16 protein-coding genes are annotated in these 22857 nt (G+C 62.6%); 3 read left to right on the plus strand and 13 right to left on the minus strand.

What is annotated here, in order from left to right; genetic code table 11:
* Positions 1–50 precede the first annotated feature (50 nt).
* The 9 genes from grpE to BcFMB_RS02100 form a co-directional block, all read right to left on the minus strand.
* Positions 51–743: a nucleotide exchange factor GrpE gene (gene grpE, locus BcFMB_RS02060; protein ID WP_099720919.1), complete on the minus strand. Its 693-nt coding sequence runs from the start codon at positions 741–743 to the stop codon at positions 51–53.
* Positions 743–2605 carry a molecular chaperone DnaK gene (dnaK, locus tag BcFMB_RS02065; protein WP_024541530.1) on the minus strand — a complete coding sequence of 621 codons (1863 nt, stop codon included), beginning with the start codon at positions 2603–2605 and terminating at the stop codon, positions 743–745. Before dnaK ends, grpE begins: the two co-directional genes overlap by 1 nt.
* An 898-nt stretch (positions 2606–3503) precedes the next feature.
* Complete coding sequence (locus BcFMB_RS02070; protein ID WP_099720920.1) at positions 3504–4544, minus strand: LacI family DNA-binding transcriptional regulator; 1041 nt, start codon at positions 4542–4544, stop codon at positions 3504–3506.
* Between the two features lie 90 nt (positions 4545–4634).
* Positions 4635–5402 (minus strand): TraX family protein, encoded by a 768-nt coding sequence (locus tag BcFMB_RS02075; RefSeq protein WP_099720921.1) that lies wholly within the window; start codon positions 5400–5402, stop codon positions 4635–4637.
* A 36-nt stretch (positions 5403–5438) separates the two neighbouring features.
* Positions 5439–6260, minus strand: coding sequence for an HAD family hydrolase (locus tag BcFMB_RS02080; protein WP_024541527.1), 822 nt, complete (start codon positions 6258–6260; stop codon positions 5439–5441).
* A 20-nt stretch (positions 6261–6280) separates the two neighbouring features.
* Positions 6281–8329 (minus strand): type I pullulanase, encoded by a 2049-nt coding sequence (gene pulA / locus BcFMB_RS02085; RefSeq protein WP_099720922.1) that lies wholly within the window; start codon positions 8327–8329, stop codon positions 6281–6283.
* A 2-nt stretch (positions 8330–8331) separates the two neighbouring features.
* Positions 8332–9228, minus strand: a complete 897-nt coding sequence (locus tag BcFMB_RS02090; RefSeq protein WP_024541525.1) for a sugar ABC transporter permease — start codon at positions 9226–9228, stop codon at positions 8332–8334.
* Positions 9225–10601 (minus strand): carbohydrate ABC transporter permease, encoded by a 1377-nt coding sequence (locus BcFMB_RS02095; protein WP_024541524.1) that lies wholly within the window; start codon positions 10599–10601, stop codon positions 9225–9227. Before BcFMB_RS02095 ends, BcFMB_RS02090 begins: the two co-directional genes overlap by 4 nt.
* Before the next feature lie 303 nt (positions 10602–10904).
* Positions 10905–12176, minus strand: coding sequence for an extracellular solute-binding protein (locus tag BcFMB_RS02100; protein ID WP_024541523.1), 1272 nt, complete (start codon positions 12174–12176; stop codon positions 10905–10907).
* A 255-nt stretch (positions 12177–12431) separates the two neighbouring features.
* Between BcFMB_RS02100 and BcFMB_RS02105 the strand changes: the two genes are divergently transcribed.
* Both BcFMB_RS02105 and malQ read left to right on the plus strand, forming a co-directional pair.
* Complete coding sequence (locus BcFMB_RS02105; RefSeq protein WP_099720923.1) at positions 12432–14039, plus strand: alpha-amylase family glycosyl hydrolase; 1608 nt, start codon at positions 12432–12434, stop codon at positions 14037–14039.
* A gap of 582 nt (positions 14040–14621) precedes the next feature.
* Positions 14622–16817, plus strand: a complete 2196-nt coding sequence (gene malQ, locus BcFMB_RS02110) for a 4-alpha-glucanotransferase (protein WP_418215000.1) — start codon at positions 14622–14624, stop codon at positions 16815–16817.
* 93 nt (positions 16818–16910) lie between these two features.
* On the opposite strand, the gene BcFMB_RS02115 is transcribed toward malQ, so the two are convergent.
* The 3 genes from BcFMB_RS02115 to BcFMB_RS02125 all read right to left on the minus strand — a co-directional run bounded on the left by BcFMB_RS02115 (position 16911) and on the right by BcFMB_RS02125 (position 19604).
* Positions 16911–17567, minus strand: coding sequence for a YesL family protein (locus BcFMB_RS02115; RefSeq protein ID WP_099720924.1), 657 nt, complete (start codon positions 17565–17567; stop codon positions 16911–16913).
* Positions 17568–17913: 346 nt separating this feature from the next.
* Positions 17914–18753, minus strand: a complete 840-nt coding sequence (locus BcFMB_RS02120) for a carbohydrate ABC transporter permease (RefSeq protein WP_024541519.1) — start codon at positions 18751–18753, stop codon at positions 17914–17916.
* Complete coding sequence (locus tag BcFMB_RS02125; RefSeq protein ID WP_024541518.1) at positions 18750–19604, minus strand: carbohydrate ABC transporter permease; 855 nt, start codon at positions 19602–19604, stop codon at positions 18750–18752. Before BcFMB_RS02125 ends, BcFMB_RS02120 begins: the two co-directional genes overlap by 4 nt.
* 347 nt (positions 19605–19951) lie before the next feature.
* On the opposite strand from BcFMB_RS02125, the gene BcFMB_RS02130 reads away from it, so the two are divergent.
* The gene (locus BcFMB_RS02130) at positions 19952–20968 is read left to right on the plus strand and encodes a LacI family DNA-binding transcriptional regulator (RefSeq protein ID WP_099720925.1); all 1017 of its coding nucleotides are present in this window, start codon (positions 19952–19954) and stop codon (positions 20966–20968) included.
* A gap of 504 nt (positions 20969–21472) precedes the next feature.
* On the opposite strand, the gene BcFMB_RS02135 is transcribed toward BcFMB_RS02130, so the two are convergent.
* Positions 21473–22801, minus strand: a complete 1329-nt coding sequence (locus BcFMB_RS02135; protein WP_024541516.1) for an ABC transporter substrate-binding protein — start codon at positions 22799–22801, stop codon at positions 21473–21475.
* Between the last annotated feature and the right edge of the window lie 56 nt (positions 22802–22857).

Below are 22857 nucleotides of genomic sequence, written 5' to 3' on the forward strand. Positions count from 1 at the left end.
CCGTGGACCGCACACGATTGTGGTCCACGGCCTCCCCATGCGTCACCGTGTCAGTTCTGCGGCGACGCCACGACCACGCGGGCCGCGCGGATCACGCGATCGCCGATGCGGTAGCCGGCCTCCACAACCGTGTCGACCGTCGCCTTCTCGGCGTCCGGATCCGGCTTGTGCAGCACGGCCTCATGCTTCGTCGGGTCGAAGTCCTCGCCTTTGACGCCGAACTTCTCCACGCCGAACTTCTCGAAGGTCTTCTCGAGCTTCGCCGCGACCGCCTTGAACGAATCATCCATCTGTCCGTGCTCGCGGATGCGATCGATGTCGTCAAGTGCGGACAGCTCCGCCGTCAGCACATCGATGATGCCCTGCTGGCGTGCCCGATCCATGTCCTTGCGCGTGCGGTTGCGGTAGTTGATGAACTCCGCGCGCTCACGCTGCAGCGCTTCGAGGTACTCAGCCGCCTCCTTCTTGGCCTGGCCAAGCGGAGTGAGCTTGCCGTCTTCGGAGTCAGCCTGCGGCGGCTCCTGCTGAGCCGCTTCGGCCGCTTCCTCGGCCGGGGACGACACGGACTGCGCCGCGTCGTCCTGTGCCCCGTCCTTCACGTCCGCATCGGCGGGCTGCTGCTCTGCCGCAGCGTCGCGCTCGATGTCGTCCATGAGCTGGGAGCCGGGATCGGCCTGCCCGTCCGCCAACGCGTCGGCGTCGGGCAGGTCATCGAGGTAGTCGTCCTTGTTGAAGTCGGGCATTACTTGTTGTCCTTGTCGTCGTCATCGTCCACGACTTCGGCGTCCACGACGTCGTCGTCACCGGAGTTCGATGCGCCGTTGTCGCCGGCCGGGGCGCCTTCGGTGCCCTGCTGCGCGTAGAGCGCCTGACCGATCTTCTGCGCGGCCGTCATCAGCTTCTCCTGATCCGACTTGATCTTCTCGATGTCGTCGCCCTTGAGCGATTCCTTGAGCTCGTTGACCGCGTCGGTGACTTCCTTGGCCACGTCGTCGGAGAGCTTGTCCTTGTTGTCGTTGACGAGCTTCTCGGTCTGATAGGCGAAGGCTTCGGCCTGGTTGCGGGTCTCGGCTTCCTCCTTGCGCTTCTTGTCGTCGGCTTCGTGGGCCTCGGCGTCGCGCACCATGCGGTCGATCTCGTCCTTCGGCAGTGCGGAGCCGCCGGTGATCGTCATCGACTGTTCCTTGCCGGTGCCCTTGTCCTTCGCGGAGACATGGACGATGCCGTTCGCGTCGATGTCGAAGGTGACCTCGATCTGCGGGACGCCACGCGGAGCCGGAGCGATGCCGGTCAGCTCGAAGGTGCCCAGCGGCTTGTTGTCGCGAGCGAACTCACGTTCGCCCTGATAGACCTGGATGAGCACGGACGGCTGGTTGTCCTCGGCGGTCGAGAAGATCTCCGAACGCTTCGCCGGGATGGCGGTGTTGCGGTCGATGAGCTTCGTCATGATGCCGCCCTTCGTCTCGATGCCGAGCGACAGCGGGGTCACGTCGATGAGCAGGACGTCCTTGCGGTCGCCCTTGATGACGCCGGACTGCACGGCGGCGCCGATGGCAACGACCTCATCCGGGTTGACGGACTGGTTCGGTTCCTTGCCGCCGTCGAGCTCCTTGACGAGCTCCTTGACGGCCGGCATACGGGTCGAACCGCCGACGAGCACGACGTGGTCGATCTGCGAGACGGAGATGCCGGCGTCGGCGAGCACGTTGTTGAACGGCGTGCGGCAACGGTCGAGCAGGTCCTTCGTCATTTCCTCGAAGTGGGCGCGGGTGAGCGTCTCGTCGAGGTGCACCGGGGTGCCGTCAGGGGTCATCGCGAGGTACTGCATGTTGATCGTCGTGGACATCGACGAAGACAGTTCCTTCTTCGCCTGCTCGGCGGCTTCCTTGAGGCGCTGCAGCGCGATCTTGTCCTTGCTCAGGTCGACGCCGTACTTGTCCTTGACGCCCTTGACGAGCCAGTCGATGATGCGCTGATCCCAGTCGTCGCCACCGAGGTGGTTGTCGCCCGAGGTCGCCTGGACCTGAATCGTCGAGAAGCCGTCGTCGTCCTTGCCGATCTCCAGCAGCGAGACATCGAAGGTACCGCCACCGAGGTCGAAGACGAGGATGCGTTCGTCTTCCTTGCCCTTCTCAAGGCCGTACGCGAGCGCGGCCGCGGTCGGCTCGTTGATGATGCGCAGGACGTTGAGGCCGGCGATCGTGCCGGCGTCCTTCGTCGCCTGACGCTGTGCGTCGTTGAAGTATGCCGGGCAGGTGATGACCGCGTCGGTCACCGGCTCGCCCAGATAGGCTTCGGCGTCGCGCTTGAGCTTCATCAGGATCTGCGCCGAGATCTCCTGCGGCGTCCACTTCTTGCCATCGATGTCCACCGTCCAATCGGTGCCCATGTGGCGCTTGACCGAGCTGATCGTGCGGTCGACATTGGTGACCGCCTGACGCTTGGCGACTTCGCCGACGAGGATTTCGCCGGACTTGCTGAAGGCGACGACCGACGGGGTCGTGCGTGCACCTTCGGCGTTCACGATTACTGTGGGCTCGCCACCTTCCAGCGTCGCGATGCAGGAATTGGTGGTACCCAGATCAATACCGACTGCGCGTCCCATACTTGTTCTCCTTTGTTTGGTTCACTACTTGTTACGTTTTCGCTCGAGTTCTGTCCGGCGGCGGTCATCTTTTTGACCGGCCTTCTTGAACCTTCCAAAACTTGAGCCTACATCACTCAACTATTTCATGCCGGACGTTATTCCCACTGCGGAAGATTTTTCCGAAAATGTTTTCCGCCCCCGAAAAACCGCCGTTTTGCAACGGTTCCAGCATTCCGGGACGGAAAGTCCAGCCAATCCTCAGCTTGAGCTGATATGCGGTATGCCGCAGAGCGCGGTCGCGTTCAGCAGCACACGGTCGCGCTCCGCCGCCGCAGCGGCGACGCCGCGCCCGTCATCGCCACGAACAGCAGCATCACGCCGGCCGCCACGGACCAGCGCGCCTCGCCGTCGCCGTCGCGCCCATCGATGAAACCGGACGCAACGGCACCAGTCCGCGTCCCAAACCATCGATCCAGCCGGCGAACCGAGACGCTCCGTCCCGAGCCATCGACCAACTCGACGAAACCACCCGCAACCAGACCCGATAGCGGGACAAACCATCGACGACTTCGACGAGCCGGGACGCAAACCGCACCTCCCGCGTCCCAAACCGTCGCGCGCGCCGGCGGAACCGGACGCAAACCGCACCCAACCGCCAACGCGCGCCCAACCCCAAAACAGCGGGGCGGCCATGCCCCCTCGGCATGGCCGCCCCGTATTCCCTTGCCCTTTGGCCCTCACCAACGGACGATGCGAAGCCTTTCGTTACAACCCCTAATTCCTCTAATGGTTCTTCTAATGCCTAGTTCCTCATCCTCATCCTCATCCCGCGGTATTCCTACGACGGCCCAGCCATGCCCTGCATCCTCGCAGGGGTCGTGCAGGCCGCACCCGTCAGGCGTCCGGCAAACACCCGTCACCGCTCGAGCGGCGTATCTGGGTCGAGACGGGCGTCGGTGCCGCGCAGGATCAGCTTCGGCTCGATCGTCGAATGCGGTTCCTCCAACTCCTCGCCGGCGAGCAGCTTCAGGCACTTGCGCGCCGCCGACGCGCCCATCGCGAACGGATCCTGGCGCATCGTCGTCAGGTCGATCGTGTCCGCGTAGGACGAGTCGTCGAAACCGATGATCGAATAGTCGCGCGGCGTGCGGTAGCCGTGGCGCTGCAGCTTGAGCACGAGCGGAATCGCCATCATGTCCATCTGGCAGCAGATCGCGTCCGGGAACGTTTCCTCGGAAAGCACGGCCGCGAGCGCCGCGTCGGCGAAATCATGCCCCCGCGGCACCGACAGCACCTTCCAATCGATGTCGTGCGTCTTCTGCGCGGCCTCGCAGGCGCGGATGAATCCGCGTCCGCGCGCGTCGATCGACGATTCGAGCGATTCCTCGGCCGCCGAGCATGTGTAGACGATGCGCTTGTGCCCGAGGTTGATCATGTGCTGCGTCGCGCGGTACATGCCCTGTTCGTCGTCGACGCTGATCGTCGCGTCGAAGGCTTCGACGTTCGGCGTGTTGATGCCGATGATCGGCACACGCGTGCGCCTGAGCTGCTCGGCCTCCTCCGGCTCTATCGCAAAGGACGCGACGAACACGGCGTCGACGTTGCGCAGCACCGGCATGTCGTGGAAGAACTGCGTGCGCGTGCGCGCGTCGTCGATGTGCTGGAACAGCGAGATGTCGTAGCCTTCCTTGTGCATCACCGAGTTGACGCCGGCGAAGACCTCGACGTTGAACCAGCTGGTGATTTCCTGATTCATCAGCAGCGCGACGCGGAAGGTCTGTCCCGACTTGAGTGCCGTCGCCGAACGGGAGATGTTGAAATCGAGTTTCGCCGCGGCGCTCATGACTTTCTCGCGTGTCCGTTTGGACACGAGTTCCGGCCGGGTGAACGCTCGTGAGACGGTGGAGATGGACACTCCCGCAAGCTGCGCGACTTCGCGGATTCCTTGCTTCTGCACGATTGCCCCTTTACTTTACTTGATTGTGCTTTCCCTTGTTGATTGTGATGGTGGTTGTCCGATTATCCGCGGCTGCCTCGCCTCGAACCGTCAACGCACGACGACCAGTCCGCACACGAGCAGCATCAGCGGGTAGATCGCATAGAACACCCACTTCGTCCATGTGTGCCGATAGCCGATCTCGTCGTTGCGGTAGTGGAGGAACGCGACGCCGATGCCCGGTGTGATGAAGCACACGGCGCCGAGAAGCGCCGCCGTGAACATCATCGTGTTCTCACGTGCGTGCAGATAGTAGAAGATGAGCGCCATGCCGAGCGTGACCATGCCGATATTGAGCATCGCCTGCGACTGTCCGATCTTGAACAGCCAGTCCCACAGCAGGCCGACGAGGATGACCAGCACGCTGAGTGTGATGCGCAGCCCCTTGCCGTAGTCCTCCATCATCTCGAGCAGCACGAGCACGATCAATGCGATGATGAGGCCGAAGACCGGGTTCTGCGAGCGCAGGTCGAAGAAACTGCCGAAGGTGGCCATGTCGTAGGGCACTTCGCTGACGAGTGCGAGCACGAGCAGCTGCACACCGTAGCGCAGCCAGCTGCGCGTATGGTCGAAGCCGGTGTACAGCAGCCATGCGTAGATCGGGATCGCGACCCAGGAGACGGCTTCGCACAGCACCGACACGGTGAGCGAGGCCATGTTGTCCGCCGTCGGCGCGCCGAGCAGCATCGGCATCAACGTGACGCTCGCTGCCGAAAGGAACAGCAGCACGTCGCCGATGACCTTGAGCTTGAACCTCGACAGTCCGCGATGTTTGCGCTGCTTCTTCTCGTCCAGATACCGTGTGTATTCGTCCACCATAGTGTTTCGTCCGTTCCGTCGTCGCCCGCGCGACGCTCAGTCCTTCGCCTCCGTGTCGTTTTCCGTATCGTCGTCCGCGCCGCCCGCCGCCCGCGGCGCCTGCAGCGCGTTCCACGCCGCGTCGGCGCCGTGGATGAAGGCGAGCAGTCCGTCGTAGTCGGCCCCTTCGAGCGAGATGGCCGCCTGCGGCACCGTGGCGCCGCCAGTGTTGTCGTCGGTGTGCAGATAGGCGGCGTCGATGCCGCAGGCGACGGCGCCGAAGACGTCGCTGTTCTCGTCGTTGCCGACCATGAGCGCATGCTCCGGCTCGACGTCAGCGTGCATGAGCGCGCGGCGGAAAATCTCGAACGACGGCTTGCGCACTCCTTCGTCGCTCGAGATGATGATGTCGTCGAACATCTCGTCGAGTCCGAGCAAGGTGAGCTCCGGCCTCGTGTAGCACGCCTGCGCGTTGCTGACGAGGATGACGGTGCGGCCTTCGTCGTGCAGACGGTCGAGCAGTTCGATCGCGCCGGGGAACAGCTGCAGCTTCGTCGTGCTCGCGCGGCGGAAGGTCCACGCGGCGGCACGCGCCTGTTCGGGCGTGCCGTCGATCCAGCACGCGTCGAACAGGCCGCGGTATGCGGGCAGCAGATCCGGCTCAAACCATTCGCGCTGGTCGCGCGTCGCGTTCGCCTTCGCGCGTTCGCGGGCGAACTGCGCGCGCAGCTGATCGTTCGTCGCGAATTCGGCGCCGTCCCGGTACAGTGCGCACCGCAGCGCCGTCCACGGGCCCTCGCTTTGCTCATCCGTGTGGATGTCGACGAGGGTGCCGTAGAGGTCGAAGAACACCGCTTGATACTTGAGTGCCGTTGTCATCGGATTCCTTTCAGCGCCGTTCAGCGCGTGTCGCGGCCCGTTTCGAGCCTCCAGACGCGCAGCGAGCGCGCCGGCATCGGCATGCGGCCGTCGACCGATTCGGTGCGGCGCGGATCGGGCATGCCGTCGTGCATCGTCGAATCGAGCACGCAGACCCAGCGCGGCTGCGCCGTGTCGTCGTCGGCGCCCGCGGGCATCGGCAGTTCGTCGTGGGCGTCATCGGCGTAGGCGTGCGTGAGCTTGTCGGCGGCGATCGTGTGGTCGTCGGCGTCCGGATTGACCGTCACGGCCGTGTCGTGCATCCGGTAGGCGACGGCGTTGCCCGGCGCGTCGACGGCGATGTGCTCGGCGTCAAACCAGTCCGGGTTCGCGCGGCGCAGCGCGATGAGGCGACGGTAGTAGTCGCGCAGCTCGCCCATACGCCAGGCGCGGCGCCAATCCACTTCGTTGACCTCCTTGCCGGAGTCGAAGGAATTGTCGTTGCCGTGCTTCGTCTTGCCGAATTCCTCGCCGGCGAGCATGAACGGGATGCCGGCGGCCGTGTAGATGATGCCCGCGGCGAGCTTGTTCGCCTCGAGCACGGCCGTCGTCTGCGGGCTCGGCTCGGCGTCGAAGATCGCATCGAGCTGCTCGTCCCCTTCGCACATGCTCATCGTCAGCTTGTCCCACAGCGTGAGGTCGTCGTGGGCGCTCACGTACTGGATGATCTGCCCGGCTTCGCCTTCGTTCGTCTCCGGTGCGCGCCACGCGTCCGCCCCCAGCTCGATGAGCGGCTTGTTCGCCTTCGCGTCGCCGTTCACGTAGCCTTTGCGCTCCATATAGAAGACATGGCCCTTGATCGCGTCGCGCGTGCGGTCGCAGAAGTGGCCGATGCGCGTGTTGAGATAGCGCAGCCCCTCCTTGTTGGCGAGTTCGGTGCCCGGCAGCGTGTTCGTTGGCCCGGCCGCCCACGGCTCGCCGTACATCAGGATCGATTCGCCTCCCGGCAGACGGTCGAGCGACGCGCGCACCATGTTCATCGTCTGCACGTCGATGAGGCCCATCAGGTCGAAGCGGAAGCCGTCGAGATGGTATTCGCGCGCCCAGTAGGTGACCGATTCGACGATGAACCTGCGGAACATCGCGCGTTCGGTCTGCATGTCGTCGCCGCAGCCGGAGCCGTTCGCCAACGTGCCGTCGTCGTTGCGACGCAGGTAGTATCCCGGCACCGTGCGTTCGAACCAGTTGTCGGCCGAATACATGTGGTTGTAGACGACGTCCATGATGACCTTGATGCCGTTGGCGTGCAGCGACTGGATCATCCGCTTGCATTCGGTGATGCGGTTCGCGCCGTCGTAGGGGTCGGTCGAGAACGAGCCTTCCGGCACGTTGTAGTTGAGCGGATCGTAGCCCCAGTTGAACTGGGACGGGTCGCGCTCGTCGACGGAACCGTAGTCATAGAACGGCAGCAGCTGCACGGCGGTCACGCCGAGGTCGCGCAGATAGTTCATGCACGTCGGGTGTTCGCCGTCGCCATCGAGCGTCGTGTCGTCGTAGGTGAACGCGAGGTACTTGCCTCGGTGCTCCTCGGGAACGCCGCTGTGAGGGTTGTTGCTGAAGCTGCCGACGTGCGCCTCCCAGACCATCGTCTCCGAGGTCGGCGTGCGCGGACGTTCGTCCTCGTCCCAGCCCTCCGGGTCGGTGCGCGCGAGGTCGACGACCATGCTACGGCGCCCGTTGACGCCGGCCGCACGCGCCCAGGGGTCGGCGGAACGGTGCGTGACGCCGCCGTCGAATTCAAGAAGATAGTCGTAGTAGACGCCGTCGAGGTTCCGTGGGAGAGCCGCAGTCCAGGCGCCATCGGACTGCTTCGCCATCGTCATGGTCTCGATGAGCATATCATCGGACTGCTCGGAGGAACCGCGGGTGAACAATCGCAGCGTCACAGTACGCGCCGATGGTGCCCAGAGAGCGAACTGGGTGCCGGATTCGCAAACCTCGGCACCCAGTGTGCGTTCCAGACAAAGCGGGAACGGTTCTGCGACACCCGGCTCCAACCCTTCGGAAAGGGGCTCGAATGCCTGAATCATGATCAGCCTTTCACTGCACCCGACATGGATTCCTGATAGAAGCGCTGCATCACGATGAACAGGATCGCGATCGGGACGGAGATGATCACAGCGGCTGCCGCGAAGCGGCCGAACCAGGTGTTGATGTATTCCTTCTCGAGCATGAGCCACAGACCCAGCGAGGCCGTGTAGTTCTCCTGCGTGCGGGCGATGACCTTCGCCATGACGAAGTCGAGCCACGGGATCAGGAAGCCGGTAATGGCCTGGTAGACGATCATCGGCTTCGACATCGGGATGATGATCTTCGTGAAGACCTGCCAACGCGTGCAGCCGTCGAGCATCGCGGCCTCGTCAAGCGAGATCGGGATCGTATCCATGAAGCCCTTCATGACGTAGAAGCCTGCACCGGTGCCCGCCGAGTAGACGAGAATCAGAGCGAGGATCGTCATGCCGTCGCTCGTCAGACCTATCGCCTTGAGGATGAAGTAGATCGCGACGACGGACATGATGGACGGGAACATGCCGAGGATCAGCACGAGGTTCATGAACGAGCGGCGGCCACGGAAGCGCATACGGCTCATGCAGTATGCGACCGAGAGCACGAACCACACGGAGATGAGGCACGTGAAGATCGAGATGATGAAGGTGTTCAGGAACATGCGCGGGAAGTCCAGGACCTTACGGTCGGTGAACAGGCCGATGTAGCTGTCGAACGAGTACTCCGTCGGGAAGAACGTGCTCTGGTACGGAGCGGTGTTCTTGTTGAAGCTCTCGAGGAAGATCCAGACGATTGGCAGCAGCCAGATGACCGCGAGCACGCCGAGGAGGATGTAGGTCGCCACGTCGGCCGCGATGCGCCGCTTCCTCTGATCGTGCAGGAATCCTTGGCTCTGCGCTTTGACTTCAGTGTGCTTACTCACCGGAAGGCCTCCTCGTTCTTATAGGAACCGCTGTTGCGGTAGGTGATCAGCGAGACCGCGGCAAGGACGATGAACGTCATGATGCCGATGACCGCGCCGAGGTTGTAATCGTTGCGATCCACCGTGAGCTTGTACAGCCAGGTGATGAGCAGGTCGGTCTTGCCGGCGGAAGCGCCGTTGACGGCCGGATCACCACGCGTGAGCAGGTAGATGACGTTGAAGTTGTTGACGTTGCCGGTGAACGTCGTGATCAGGTACGGCGTGAGCACGAAGATGATGTACGGCATCGTGATCTTCGTGAAGATCTGCCACCAGTTCGCACCGTCGATCTTCGCGGCCTCATAGAGGTCGGCCGGGATGTTCTGGAGGATGCCGGTCACCTGCATGATCGTGTACGGAATGCCGATCCACAGATTGACGATGATGACGGTCACACGCGCCCACGTGGCGTCGGTGAAGAACGGCATCGGGCCGTCGATCCAGCCCCAGTTCTGCAGCAGGCGGTTGACGGCGCCGGTCGGCTGCAGCATCTGGTGCATGACGAGCAGCGAGACGAACTGTGGGACGGCGATCGACATCGAGAAGATCGCACGCCACACGTTCTTGCCGTAGGTCGTCTTGCGGTTGATGATCATCGCGAGGAACAGACCGAAGAAGAAGTTCAGGAACGTCGCGAAGAACGCCCAGATCAGCGTCCATCCGAGGACGGACAGGAACATGCTGCCCGAGACCGCGCTGCTGCCGGTGTTCGAGAACACCGTCTTGAAGTTCTCAAGGCCGACCCATTTGAACAGCGTCAGATGGTTGTGATCATAGCTCGTGAACGCCATCGAGATCATGAAGATCAATGGCAGGACCGTGAAGATCAGGATGCCGGCGATCGGCAGGAACAGCAGCAGCTGGTTCGCCTTGGCGTCGAAGAGCGTGTGGATGTCGTCCATGAAGGACGGGGCATGGCCGTTCTTGCCGGCCAGGCACTGCGCCTTGTATGCGGAGCGGATCTCGAGGATCCACCACAGCACGAAGACGACACAGAAGACGACGGTGGTCACGCCGTAGAGCAGGCGCAGGACCGTGTTGTCGCCCGGGATGTTCACGTACTGACCGTTGACCCAGCCGCTGCGGGGCTTGTTGCCGCCGAGCGTGATCAGGTTCTTGATGCACGTGCCGCCGGTCATGATCATGTAGATGATGAACAGGACCTCACCGGCGAAATAGATGAGACCCTTGACGTATTGCTTGCGAACCACGTTGCCGAGGCCGAAAATCAGGATGGACAGCTTGGTGAAGACGTCGCCCTTCTCCAAGGCGTTCTTCAGCGTGTATGGCGATGGTGCCACATAGTCCGCGCCCAGTTTCCGGCGGCGCCGCAGTTCTCGTTGTGAAAGGGTTACCGTACTCATGAACCCTCTACCGCCTCTCTTTTGAAAAGTATGATGTGTGGGGCGTGCGACCGTGCCCACGAACCGTGCGACCTCGCAACGGCCTGCGGACGGGTGCGTGCATAGCCCGAGAATGACCCCCACGCACCCCTCAGGCGACGCCGCCTGATTGATCCTGAACATGAGGTGTGCGGAAAGCTCAGGATCTGAGGCCTTCCGCACACTATTTTCGATTATCCACCGATAATCTCACCGGCACAGGCCGGTGGGATGGAGCCTTGAGGCCCCGCGAAATCACTCCTCAGTCGCCTGAGCCTTGACTTCCTTGTTCTCGGTCTCCATCCAGGTCTTCGTCTGATCCTTGTAGTTGTCAGCAGTGACGTCCTTGTTGTAGATGGCCTTGCCGAAGTTCTCGGCCGGGGTCCACCAGCCGTTCATCGCGGCGATCGTCGGCTGCAGCACGGAGGTCTTCTCGATCGTGTCGATCTGAGCCTGGACGTACGGGGCGTCCTTCATGCCTTCGAGGTCGGTCAGCGTCTTGTCGGACGGAACGATCTCGCGCATCTCCCAGTGCTTCTTCTGGGCGTCGGCGGAGCCGAGGAAGGCGGCGAACTCGGAGGCGACCTGCGGGTTCTTCGCGCTCGGGTTGAAGGCAACGGCCTTCGAGCCGGCGAAGGACTTCATCTGGAAGTCCTTGCCATCGGCGGTGAAGGACGGCATCTTGACGGCGCCGTACTTGTCGCCGAGGCCCTTCTTGACGTCAGCGGCCGACCAGGAGCCGGAGAACATCGCGTCGGTCGTGCCGTCGACGAGGTTCGAGACACCGTTGGTGCCGTCGTCGAGGACGAAGTTCGGGTTGGCGACCATGTCGACGAGGTACTTGGTCACGGCATCGGCGTTGGAGCCGAAGTCAATGCCCGCGGCACCGTCCTGGCCCTTGTCGCCGAACATCTGCATGCCGGCGCCGAGGTAGAACGCCGGGATGTACCAGGAGTTCGTCAGCGGGTAGGAGACCTTGCCCTTCTCGAGCATCGTGTTCAGGTTCTTGACGTCATCAGCCGAGAACTTGTCCTTGTTGTAGTACATGAAGTACGTGTTCGAGGTGTACGGCACACCGTAGATCTTGCCGTCGGCGCCGGTGACCGACTGGACCATCGTCTTGGAGTTCTGGTCCTGGACCTGCTTGGCGACGTCCTCGCTCACTTCGCCGATGGCGTTGAGCTTGATGAGGGTGCCGAGCTGATCGTTCGCGAACATGTAGACGTCGGCCGCAGCGGACGGATCCGTCTGCACGGTCTTGGCGGCGTCGCCTTCGGAGACGGTCGCGTTCTTCCAGGTGATGTCATAGTTGGCGTGGGCCTTTTCGAACGCCGCTTCCATGTCGTTGATCCAGTCGGCGTCCTCCGACGGAGCCCACACGGTGAGCGTCGCGGTCTGCTTCTCGTTCGAGTTCGAAGCGGCGGCGTTGCCGTTCGCGTTCGAATCGTTGCCGCCGCAAGCCGCCATCGGGACGAGCATCGCAACAGCCGCGGTCAGACCGATTGCCTTCTTCCAATTGATCATCATTGACCTTTCCTTTCCATCAATCAATGCAGTTGCATCTGTTTTCCTCAACATCACGCATGCGGGAACCCCGCGAATCAGCTCCGCGAGGTCTCCACGTCGTAGCTACCTCCACCGTTGGTATTCAGCGGAGCGCTGCGTAACGCTTCAGTGGTCTATACTGTATACCACACCTGCAAACGTTGTCAAAAACTGTCCGCATCGTGAGTGTCGTTTTCACGGAAACGCCGTGAGCGTTACCCCACAGCAAGGAGCGATATGACCAACTCAATGAACACACCTGTTTCATGGCTGCAACAGGCCGTCTTCTACGAGGTGTACCCGCAGAGCTTCAACGATTCGAACAACGACGGCATCGGCGACATCCCGGGCATCACCGAACGCCTCGACTATATCCGGTCATTGGGCTGCAACGCCTTGTGGCTCAACCCCTGCTTCGCCTCGCCGTTCCGCGACGCCGGATACGACGTCGCCGATTACACGAAGGTCGCGGAGCGCTACGGCACCAACGATGACCTCATCGATCTGTTCGCCGCGGCGCACTCCCGGGGCATGCACGTCCTGCTCGATCTTGTCCCGGGGCACACGAGCGACGAACATCCGTGGTTCATCGCCAGCAGTGAAGAACGGCACAACCTGTACACCGACCGCTATATCTGGACCGACTCGTGGATCACCGGCGGCGACGGCCTGCCGTTCATCGGCGGCGTCTATCCACGCAACGGCGCGGCGATCACGAACTTCTTCGCGTTCCAGCCGGCGCTCAACTACGGCTTCGCGCATCCGACGAAGCCCTGGCAGCAGCCGGCGCTCGGCGACGCGGCGCTCGACACCTGCGGCGCGATGCTCGACGTCATGCGCTTCTGGCTGTCGCGCGGAGCCGACGGCTTCCGCGTCGACATGGCCGACAGCCTCGTCAAGAACGACGACAACGGCAAGCCGTCCACGATCGCGACCTGGCGGTACATGTTCAAGCAGATCCGCGAGGAGTTCCCGGACGCGGCCTTCGTCTCCGAATGGGGCCGCCCGGACGAGGCCTTCGACGCCGGCTTCGACATGGACTTCTATCTCGACTGGCGCTGGGATGGCGTGCCGAACGGCTACAACATGCTGCTGCGCAACACCGACACCCCGATGCTGCACGACGGCGACAAGAGCTATTTCAACGCGGACAGTGGCGTCGGCATCCGCGCTTTCCTCAACGAATACGAGCCGCGCCTCGAGCAGGCGCGCAAGCGCGGCGGCTACCTCGACCTCATCACCTGCAACCATGACACGGCGCGCGTCGCGCCGCGCCTGTCGCCGCAGGAGATCCGCCTCGCTTATGCGACGATGCTGCTGATGCCGGGCGCCCCGTTCATCTACTACGGCGACGAGATCGGCATGCGCTACCGCGACCTGCCCACGAAGGAGGGCGGCTATACACGCACCGGCAGCCGCACGCCGATGCAGTGGGACCGTTCGGCGAACGACGGCTTCTCCGGAGCGAGCGCCGACGCGCTCTATCTGCCGATTGACGAATCCGACGACGCGCCGACCGTCGCCGACCAGATCAATGCCGACGACTCGCTGTGGACGGCCGTCCATGACGTGCTCGCATTGCGCGCCGACTCGCCGGCCTTCCGCGCCGACGCCGACTTCACCGTGCTGTTCGCTTCCGACGAGCGCCGTTCCTTCGTCTTCAAGCGCACGAAGGACGGCGTCAGCGCCGTCGTCGCCGTCAACCCGGGCCGTGAGACCGAAACGATCGAGCTGCCGGTCGGCGAAGGCAGCGAGGCGCGCACCGTGACACTGTCCTATGGCGACCCGACGCTCGACTACACGACGCTGACGCTCCCGCCGCAGTCCTTCGCCGTCCTGCAGTAGCCGTTCGGACGGAGTGGGACGCAGAACCTCTGACCTTGCGTCCCATTCCGTCCCATCGGCCGCCGATCCAATCCGCCAGCGTCCCAACCCATCGGTCACCTCGATGGACCGGGACGCAAAAGGGCCCGTTTCCGTCCCGTACCATCGAACCCATCGACGAACCGTCCCGCTCCGTCCCAACCCATCGGTCACCTCGACGAACCGGGACGCAAAAGGGCCCGTTTGCGTCCCAACCCATCGAACCCATCGACGAACCGGGACGGAAACCGGACACCGCAAGCCGGCCTCGCCGCTCCGTCTCGCCCCTCCCCCGCGACGTCGGTTTGCAAACGTAGGCGTACACGCCGGGGAACCGCCGGCACGCCGTCACACTCATATCACCCAATTTTGGCTTGATAAAGCCAAAACACCGCATTTGCAAACGCTTTCAACATACGCTATACTCGACTGCAGGCGATGGTTCGTCACCAACGAAGTATGACGTTCCGCGACCACCATCAGCAATCGAGGAAAGCACAGGGGAACGCGTGACCGCCGCGCGCGAGCGCACACGCCCCGCCACCCATGAGGAAATAAGGAGCAATGATGCCGGACCAGACTACACCACAGCGCGAGGAGAGCGCCGAGCGCCTCACGCGTCCACTCATCCGACTGGCGAACATGTGGGGCGTCTCCACGTCGTACATCGACCAGCTCGGCACCTACGTCGAAATCGACGACGACGTCCTCGTCACCGTGCTCAAGGCGCTCGGCGTCGACGCGTCGACCGACGAACGCGTCGACGAGGCGCTCAAGCTGCGTCTGAACGAAGAGGCCACGCGTCTCGTGCCGCCAACCGTCGTCAAGTTCATCGGCACCGACGAACCGGTCGAGCTGCATGCACTGCACGGCGAGCCGACCGTCACGCTGATGCTCGAGGAGGGCGTGCACGCCGAAGGCGACTTCTTCACCGTCGAACGCAAGGACGCCGAGGCGGCGCCGGACGCCGACGTGACCGTCTACGAACTGACATTGACCGATGCGCTGCCGATCGGCTACCACACGCTCACCGTCGAAGACGGCGAGCGCCATGCGACGGCCCACGTGATCTGCGCGCCGGCGCGCATTCCGGTGCCGCAGGCCGTACAGGAACGCCATCGTTGGGGCTGGATGGCGCAGATGTACTCGGTGCGCTCGGCCGATTCATGGGGCGTCGGCGACTACGGCGATCTCAGGGAACTGGTGACCGACGCGGCGAGGAAGTCGCACGCCGATTTCATGCTCATCAACCCGATCCACGCGACGGCGCCGATCACGCCGCTCGAACCGTCGCCGTATCTGCCGGAGTCGCGACGCTTCCTCAACGTCACCTACATCCGTCCGCAGGACATCCCCGAATACGAACATCTCGAAGGCGACGACTTCAACAAGGTTGAGGCGCTGCATGCACGCGTCGCGGCGGCGGACACCGACCCGAGTCCGATCGACATCAACGCGGCGTGGGATGCGAAGCGCGAAGCGCTGCACATCGTCTTCAAGCAGGAGCGTTCGACCAAGCGTCAGGCGGCCTTCGACGAGTTCCGTCAGCAGGCCGGCGAGGATCTGCGTGCCTTCGCACTGTGGTCGGTCGCGTTCCAGGTGTGGGGCGCACCATGGGATGCCGAAAACGATTGGTTCACGAAGTACGATCGACACAGCCCGCAGATCGCGCAGCTCGAGAACGACTACGGCGACCTCTATGACTTCGCGTGCTGGCTGCAGTGGATCGCCGCGGAGCAGGTCGAGGCGGCGCAGCGTGCGGCGAAGAACGCCGGCATGGCGCTCGGCCTGATGCAGGACATGGCCGTCGGCGTGCACACCTACGGCTCCGACGTGTGGTGGAGCCCGGAGCGTTTCGCCGTCGGCACCGTGACCGTCGGATGCCCGCCCGACTTCTACAACCAGCAGGGGCAGGACTGGGGCCAGCCGCCCTTCGACCCGAACTTCATGGAGTCGGACGGCTACAACGTCTACCGTGACATGGTGCACAACATGTTCGCGCACGCCGGCGCGATCCGCATCGACCATGTGCTCGGCATGTTCCGCCTGTGGTGGATCCCGCAGGGCAAGGGTCCGCGCGGCGGCGCCTATGTGCGCTACAACTACGAGGCGATGCTCGCGATCCTCACGATCGAGGCGTCGCGCGTCGACGGCATGGTCATCGGCGAGGACCTCGGCACCGTCCCTGACTATGTCTCCCGTATCCTCGCCGAGCATGGTGTCCTCGGCACGACCGTCGAATGGTTCGCGCGCGTCGACAACTCGCCGAACGCCGGCGACCCGTATGCGATGCCGGACACCTACCGCGAGTATTCGCTCGCTTCGGTCACGACGCACGATCTGCCGCCGACCGCCGGCTATCTGATGTACGAGCACGTCAAGCTGCGCGAGCAGCTGCATCTGCTCAGCGAGCCGGTTGAGGAGTTCATGAAGTCGGCCGAGGCCGAGCAGCGGGCGATGCTCAAACTGCTCGTGTCCGGCGGATGGCTGCCGCAGGAGGCGGCCGACGACGTCCCCGGCCATCTGCAGCAGATCGTCGAGGCGATGCACGCGATGCTCAAGGACTCCCCCGCACTTCTGCTGCAGGCCGCGCTCGTCGACGGCGTCGGCGAGATGCGCACGCAGAACCAGCCCGGCACTTCGACCGAATATCCCAACTGGCGCATCCCGCTCGCCGATGCCGAGGGCCACGTCGTACCGACGAACGAGGTCTTCGACTCGCCGCGCGTGATGTCGCTGTCTCAGATCATGAACCGTTAGTTTTTTCGACCTCTCTCTAACGGTTCAGACATGGAGGGCCTCCCGACGACGGGAGGCCCTCCATGTTTTCCGGCTGCCGCTGCAGGCAGCCGCTCACTGCGGCTTCTTCTTGACGGTCCAGGTGTCCTCCTGCACATGCGTTGAGAACGGCTGGCCGGTGTATTTGCGCAGCACATACTCCTGGATCGGCACATGCAGCGACAGCAGCGAACCGTAGCCGAGCACGACGAGCAGGAACAGCATCTGCGGCAGCTTGAACCACAGATAGACGAACAAGCCGAAATAGACGGCGTCGATCGCGGCGAGCGCGAGCGTCGCCGGGAAATAGGTGACGCCGAAGATGTAGGCGTTCGCCATCGTGCGCGTCGGCGGGTTCTCGAAGCGCGCCTGCAGCGCGAACACCCATTCGAAGCCGATGACCCACAGGATCGTCAATGCGATCTTCGGGATCAGCAGCGGCGTGATCCGCAGCACGATCCAGCTGTAGACGAGCGCGGCTCCGAACAGCAGATAGACGACCCACAGGATCGTCGCACGGGCGAAGTTCTCCTTGAATGCGGCGAAGTAGTTCCTCGTGACATGACCTTGCCCGATGAGCATCTTGCGCGTCGCCGTCTGCCCGGCGGACAATGCGGCGCCGATCGTCACGATCGGGATGCTCGTGACGAGCATCAGCAGGTTGATGATGATCGCATCGGTGAAGTTGTTCCACGCCTGCATGAATTTCGAATCCGGGGAAAGCCAGCTCATGTACGCTCCTGCCTGTCTCGCATGCTCCGTCCGAGCTTAGTGCGGGCAGCTGATTTCATCCGGCCGCGCCGCGGACGATATGCAAGGCGAAGGCCGGGCGCTGCGGCCTTCCCCGAAGGGAAGCCGTGGCACCCGGCCTTCGTGTGTTGATTGATGGTTGGAAAGATCAGCCTTTGACCGCGCTTTTCCAAGGGCTGACTTGACGTCAGCCCTTGACGGCGCCTCCTCCGGCCCTGCAGATATCGACCGGCCTACGGCCGGACTCAAACCCACCCTCGCGGCACAGCCGCTCGGGCCGCCTCCTGAAAACAGCGCACCGCGCTGTTTTCCAAGGGCTGACTTGGCGTCAGCCCTTGACGGCGCCGGCCATGACACCCTTGACGATGTACTTCTGGCACAGGATGTAGAAGAGGATGATCGGGATGATCGCGAGCACGAGGCACGCCATCATCGCACCCATATCCACCGAACCGTAGCCGCCCCTGAGGTACTGGATCGACACGGAGATCGTCTTGTACTTGTTCAGGTCGAGCGTCAGATACGGCAGCAGGTAGTCGTTCCAGACCCACATCGCCTCAAGGATCGCCACGGAGATGATCGACGGCTTCATGATCGGCACGACGACCTGGAAGAAGATGCGCGGCACCGAAGCGCCGTCGATCATCGCCGATTCCTCAAGCGACTGCGGGATGCCCTTGACGACGCCGGTGAAGATGAACACGGCGAGACCAGCGCCGAAGCCGAGGTAGATGATGCACAGGCCCCACGGCGTGTTGAGACCGAGGCGATCGGCGAGCCACGAGAGCGTGAACATCAGCATCTGGAACGGCACGATCATGTTGAACAGGAACAGGATGTACAGCGCCTTGGCCGCCCAGTTGTTGACGCGGACGATCCACCATGCGCACATCGAGGTGCACAGCAGGATCAGTGCGACGGAACCGACGGTCACGATGACAGTCCAGCCGAAGCTCGCGAAGAAATTCGTCTGCTCGACGCCGCGCACATAGTTGTCCCATCCGGAGAAGGTGTCGCTCGTCGGGAACGAGAAAGCGTTGTCGCTGATGTACGCCTTCTGCTTGAAGGAGTTGATGATGACCAGGAAGATCGGGAAGACCCAGGCAATCGAGATCATCGAGAAGAACAGGGTCCACAGACCACTGTGCTTAACCTTGTCGCCGTTCATGCCTCGACCTCCTTGGATGTGGTGAGCTTGTTCTGCAGCAGCGAGACGACCGCCACCAGGATGAAGAAGAGCACGGCCTTGGCCTGGCCGACGCCTTCGAAACCGACGCGTCCGTAGAACGTGTTCGTGATGTTAAGCGCCAGGCCTTCGGACATGCGGCTCGGCGCGCCGTTCGTCAGCGCGAGGTTCTGGTCGAAGAGCTTGAAACCGTTCGTGACCGTCAGGAACGAGCAGACGGTAATCGACGGCATCATCAGCGGGATGATGATCTTGAACATCGTCTGACGGCCGTTCGCACCGTCCACCGACGCCGCCTCAAGCACGTCGGTCGGCAACGACTGCATGCCGGCGATGTAGATGATCATCATATAGCCGATCTGCTGCCAGCAGACCAGGATGACCAAGCCCCAGAAGCCGTATTTCTGATCGAAGGTCAGTGACTTCGACCAATGGGCGAGCACGCCGTTGAGCAGCAGCATCCAGATGTAGCCGAGGATGATGCCGCCAATGAGGTTCGGCATGAAGAAGACCGAACGGAACAGGTTGGCGCCGCGAATCGACTTTGTCAGCATGTACGCGATCGCGAAGCCGACGACGTTGATGATGATCGTCGTGACGATCGTCAGCAGCGTGGAGAACAGCAGCGCATGCAGGAAGGTCTTGTCCTGCAGCGCCTTCGCATAGTTCTTGAAGCCGACAAACTGGGCATCGGTGACCGTCGTGAACTCACAGAAGCTCAGGTAGACGCCGTAGATGAACGGCACCACGAAACCGATGATGAATGCGGCGAATGTCGGAAGTACAAATAACGCCCACCAACGGCGTATCGCCTTACCGGCCATACTGATCATAGTATGCCTACTTTCCTCGTTCTTTCTGTGCATACTCCTGCGTATGCGCCCTCTCCTTGCCTTCGGCCGTTCCGGCGCCATGCCGGCTCGTCCTAGCCTCCGGGCATGTGGATGACAGTGCCCACTGTAACAGCGAAGCAGAACCCTGTCAAACGTTTACATTTTTGCGTGTCATCACTGCCGTCACCTCCGTCGGCCATCGCGGCGCTTTGCGCGATGAATCGCTGGAAGCTCGCCGTTTTGTAAGGAACATGATATACTGCAAACGTTTGTGAAATCCGCGTTGCACAAACGTTTGCACACCGATCACCACCACCGGATCGTTCTTCAATGTCGAAGGAGCTGAGATGAGCACGAGCATTCAGGACGTCGCGCGCGCCGCCAACGTATCGATTTCCACGGTGTCGCGGTCCTTCACCCGTCCTGAGTTGGTCTCGAAGACCACCCGCGAGAAAGTGCTGCACATCGCCGAGGAACTCAATTTCTCGACCTCCCGTTCTGCCGTCGCGCTGAAGACCGGCCGCGCGCTGCGCATCGCGCTGCTCGTCAGCGACCATCTGCGTCTGTGGTTCAGCGCATCGGTCATCGAAGGCCTCAATCAGGTGCTGCACGCCGAGGGCTACGACTTGTCGATCTTCCAGGTCTCGAGCATCGAGGAGCGCAAGGAGTTCTTCGAGATGCTGCCGGTGCGCCGCAACGCGGACGCTGTCATCGTCGTCTCCTTCGACATCGACAGCAAGGAGATCGCCCAACTCAATTCAATCCATGTGCCGATCATCGGCATCAACTCGGTGCTGCCGAAGGAACGTGGATTCTCGGCATCGGTGAACATCGACGACGAGCAGGGCTCGATCCTCGCCGCGAGGCATCTCATCGCCCTCGGCCACCGCGACATCGCCTATGTGCGCGCCAACCGCGACGTCTCACTGCATTTCAGCGTGCAGCAGCGTTTCGATTCGTTCATCGAATGCTGCAGTCATGCCGGCATCTCGCCGCATGTCATCAGCGCCGATGAATCGGAGAACCGCATCGCCGAAGTCGTCACGCAGCTGCTCAGTCTCGAACATATGCCGACGGCCGTTGCCTGTCAGGAGGACGGCATCGCGATTCCGCTCATCTTCCAGCTGATGCGCGGCGGCTTCGCGGTGCCCGGGCAGATCTCCGTCATCGGCTACGACAACAGCACCTATGCGAGCGACATCGGCCTGACGACGATCGCACAGGATCCGGTGCGCATGGCGCGCAAGGCCGCCGAGATGACGCTCGCACTCATCGACGGCGAAACGCCCGAGCAGCTGTACGTCACCGAGCCGGCGCGCCTCGTCATCCGTTCGTCGACCGGCCCGGCCGAACCGCGTCCCTGATCGGCCACTCCCCAAATACGAACAGACGAACAGGGGGCCACGATGACGTCATCGTGGCCCCCCTACCGTCGTCTTCGTATGGATCGCCATATGCAACGTCGTCCTCGCATGGACGCCGCCTTCGCAGCGCCGACGACCGCCGCAGCCATAGCGCGCGGATCCGCATATCGGCGTCGCGTCGTCGCGGTCGCGCGCAGCATTCCGAATATACGAACGTGGGGCGCCGCACGAATGCGGCGCCCCACGTTGCACAGAAGGATTCAGAGGAAGAAAAAAGCGGTTTTCAGTTATCGATGTTCGATTATTGCCGACGATCGTCGGCGTACGTCGTACGATCGTCGCGTGGACGCCGCCGTTCAGGGCGGCGTCCACGGGATCAGAGAGGTGCGACCATGCGACGCTGTTCAGTTATCGATGTTCAGTTGTGTCGATGCGAACGATCGTCGATGACGATGTTCGGTCGATGATGGGGGCGGCCGCGTCGGACGCGGCCGCCCAACCGACTCAGTGCGTCGCCTGATACTCGGTCGCCCAGTTGTTGACGAAGGCGTCGACGACGGCGTTCCAGTCACCGGTGCCCTGCGCATAGGCGAGCATCGCCTGGCCGAGGACGTTCTTGTACTCCTCGGACGGCATCATCGAGAAGTCCCAAGCGACCTGCGTCAGATTCTTGTTCTGGATGCTGGCGTTCGCGTCGGCGATCAGCGGGTTCGTGGTCTTGACATCGTTGAAGGTCGAGAACGGCGTGGTGAAGCCCATGTCCTCGCTCATCGCCTTCTTGCCCTCATCAGAGGTGATGACCCACTCGAGGAAGTCGGCGGAGGCCTTCTGGTCGGCCTCGGAAGCCTTCGAGTTGATGCACCAGTAGTTCTCGGAGCCGGTCGCAAGGCCTTCGGTCTTGTCGTCAACGCCGATGTAGATCGGGAGCATGCCGACCGAGGAGTCCTTCATGCCGGCCTTCTGCAGATCGCTCCATGCCCAGGTGCCGTTCTGGTAGAAGGCGGCCTTGCCGAGCGCGAACTCGGAGCTCGCGTCATCGCCGGTCTTCGAGCTCAGCTGGGTCTTCTCGGTTGTGGAATCGGTGATGTACAGGTCGAAGATGTTCTTGAAGTTGTCCATGTACATGTCCTTGATGGACGCCGGCGGAGCGGTGATGTTGTCCTTCTTGAACTGGTAGTACAGCGGGATGTTCGCCAGATGCGTCTTGAAGCGCCAATCGGAGCTGGCGTCGAAGCCGGCCGACGTGAAGGCGCCCTCGATGCCGAGATCCTTCTTGCGCTTCTGCATGTCGTCGGCGACCTTCTTCAGCGTGTCGAAGTCCTTGATCTCATCGGCGGACTTGATGACCGCACCGTCGAGGGCGGTGTACTTCGCAACGATGTCCTTGTTGTAGATGATGCCGTAGGACTCGATGACGTACGGCACGCCGACGATCTTGTCGCCGTCGGTGAGCGCGAGGCTCTGGTCGTTCATGTCCTTGTAGATCGCGGTGTCCTTGAGATCCGCGGTGTAAGCCTTCCAGCTCTGGTATCCGACCGGGCCGTTGACCTGGAAGATCGTCGGGGCTTCGCTCTTGGCGAGCTCGGACTTGAGCTGCTGCTCATAAGTGTTGGAAGCGGCCGTCTGGACCTTGACCTTGACGCCCTTCTCCTTCTCATACTCCGCAGCGACCGCCTTCCACTGGTCCGCGGCTTCCGGCTTGAAGTTCAGGAAGTAGACGCTGCCCTTGCCATCACCGGAGGAGCTGGAGCTTCCGCCGCCGCATGCGGCGAGCGGCACGACCATAGCGGCCGCGGCGAGCAATCCCACGGTTGTCTTCATCGTACGATTCATCTTCGAACCTTTCTCTGTACGCCCTGCCGGGCGCTGCACCTTCGCGGTGCACGTTA

Origin of the sequence: Bifidobacterium choerinum (assembly GCF_002761235.1) — a bacterium.
GTDB lineage: Bacteria > Actinomycetota > Actinomycetes > Actinomycetales > Bifidobacteriaceae > Bifidobacterium > Bifidobacterium choerinum.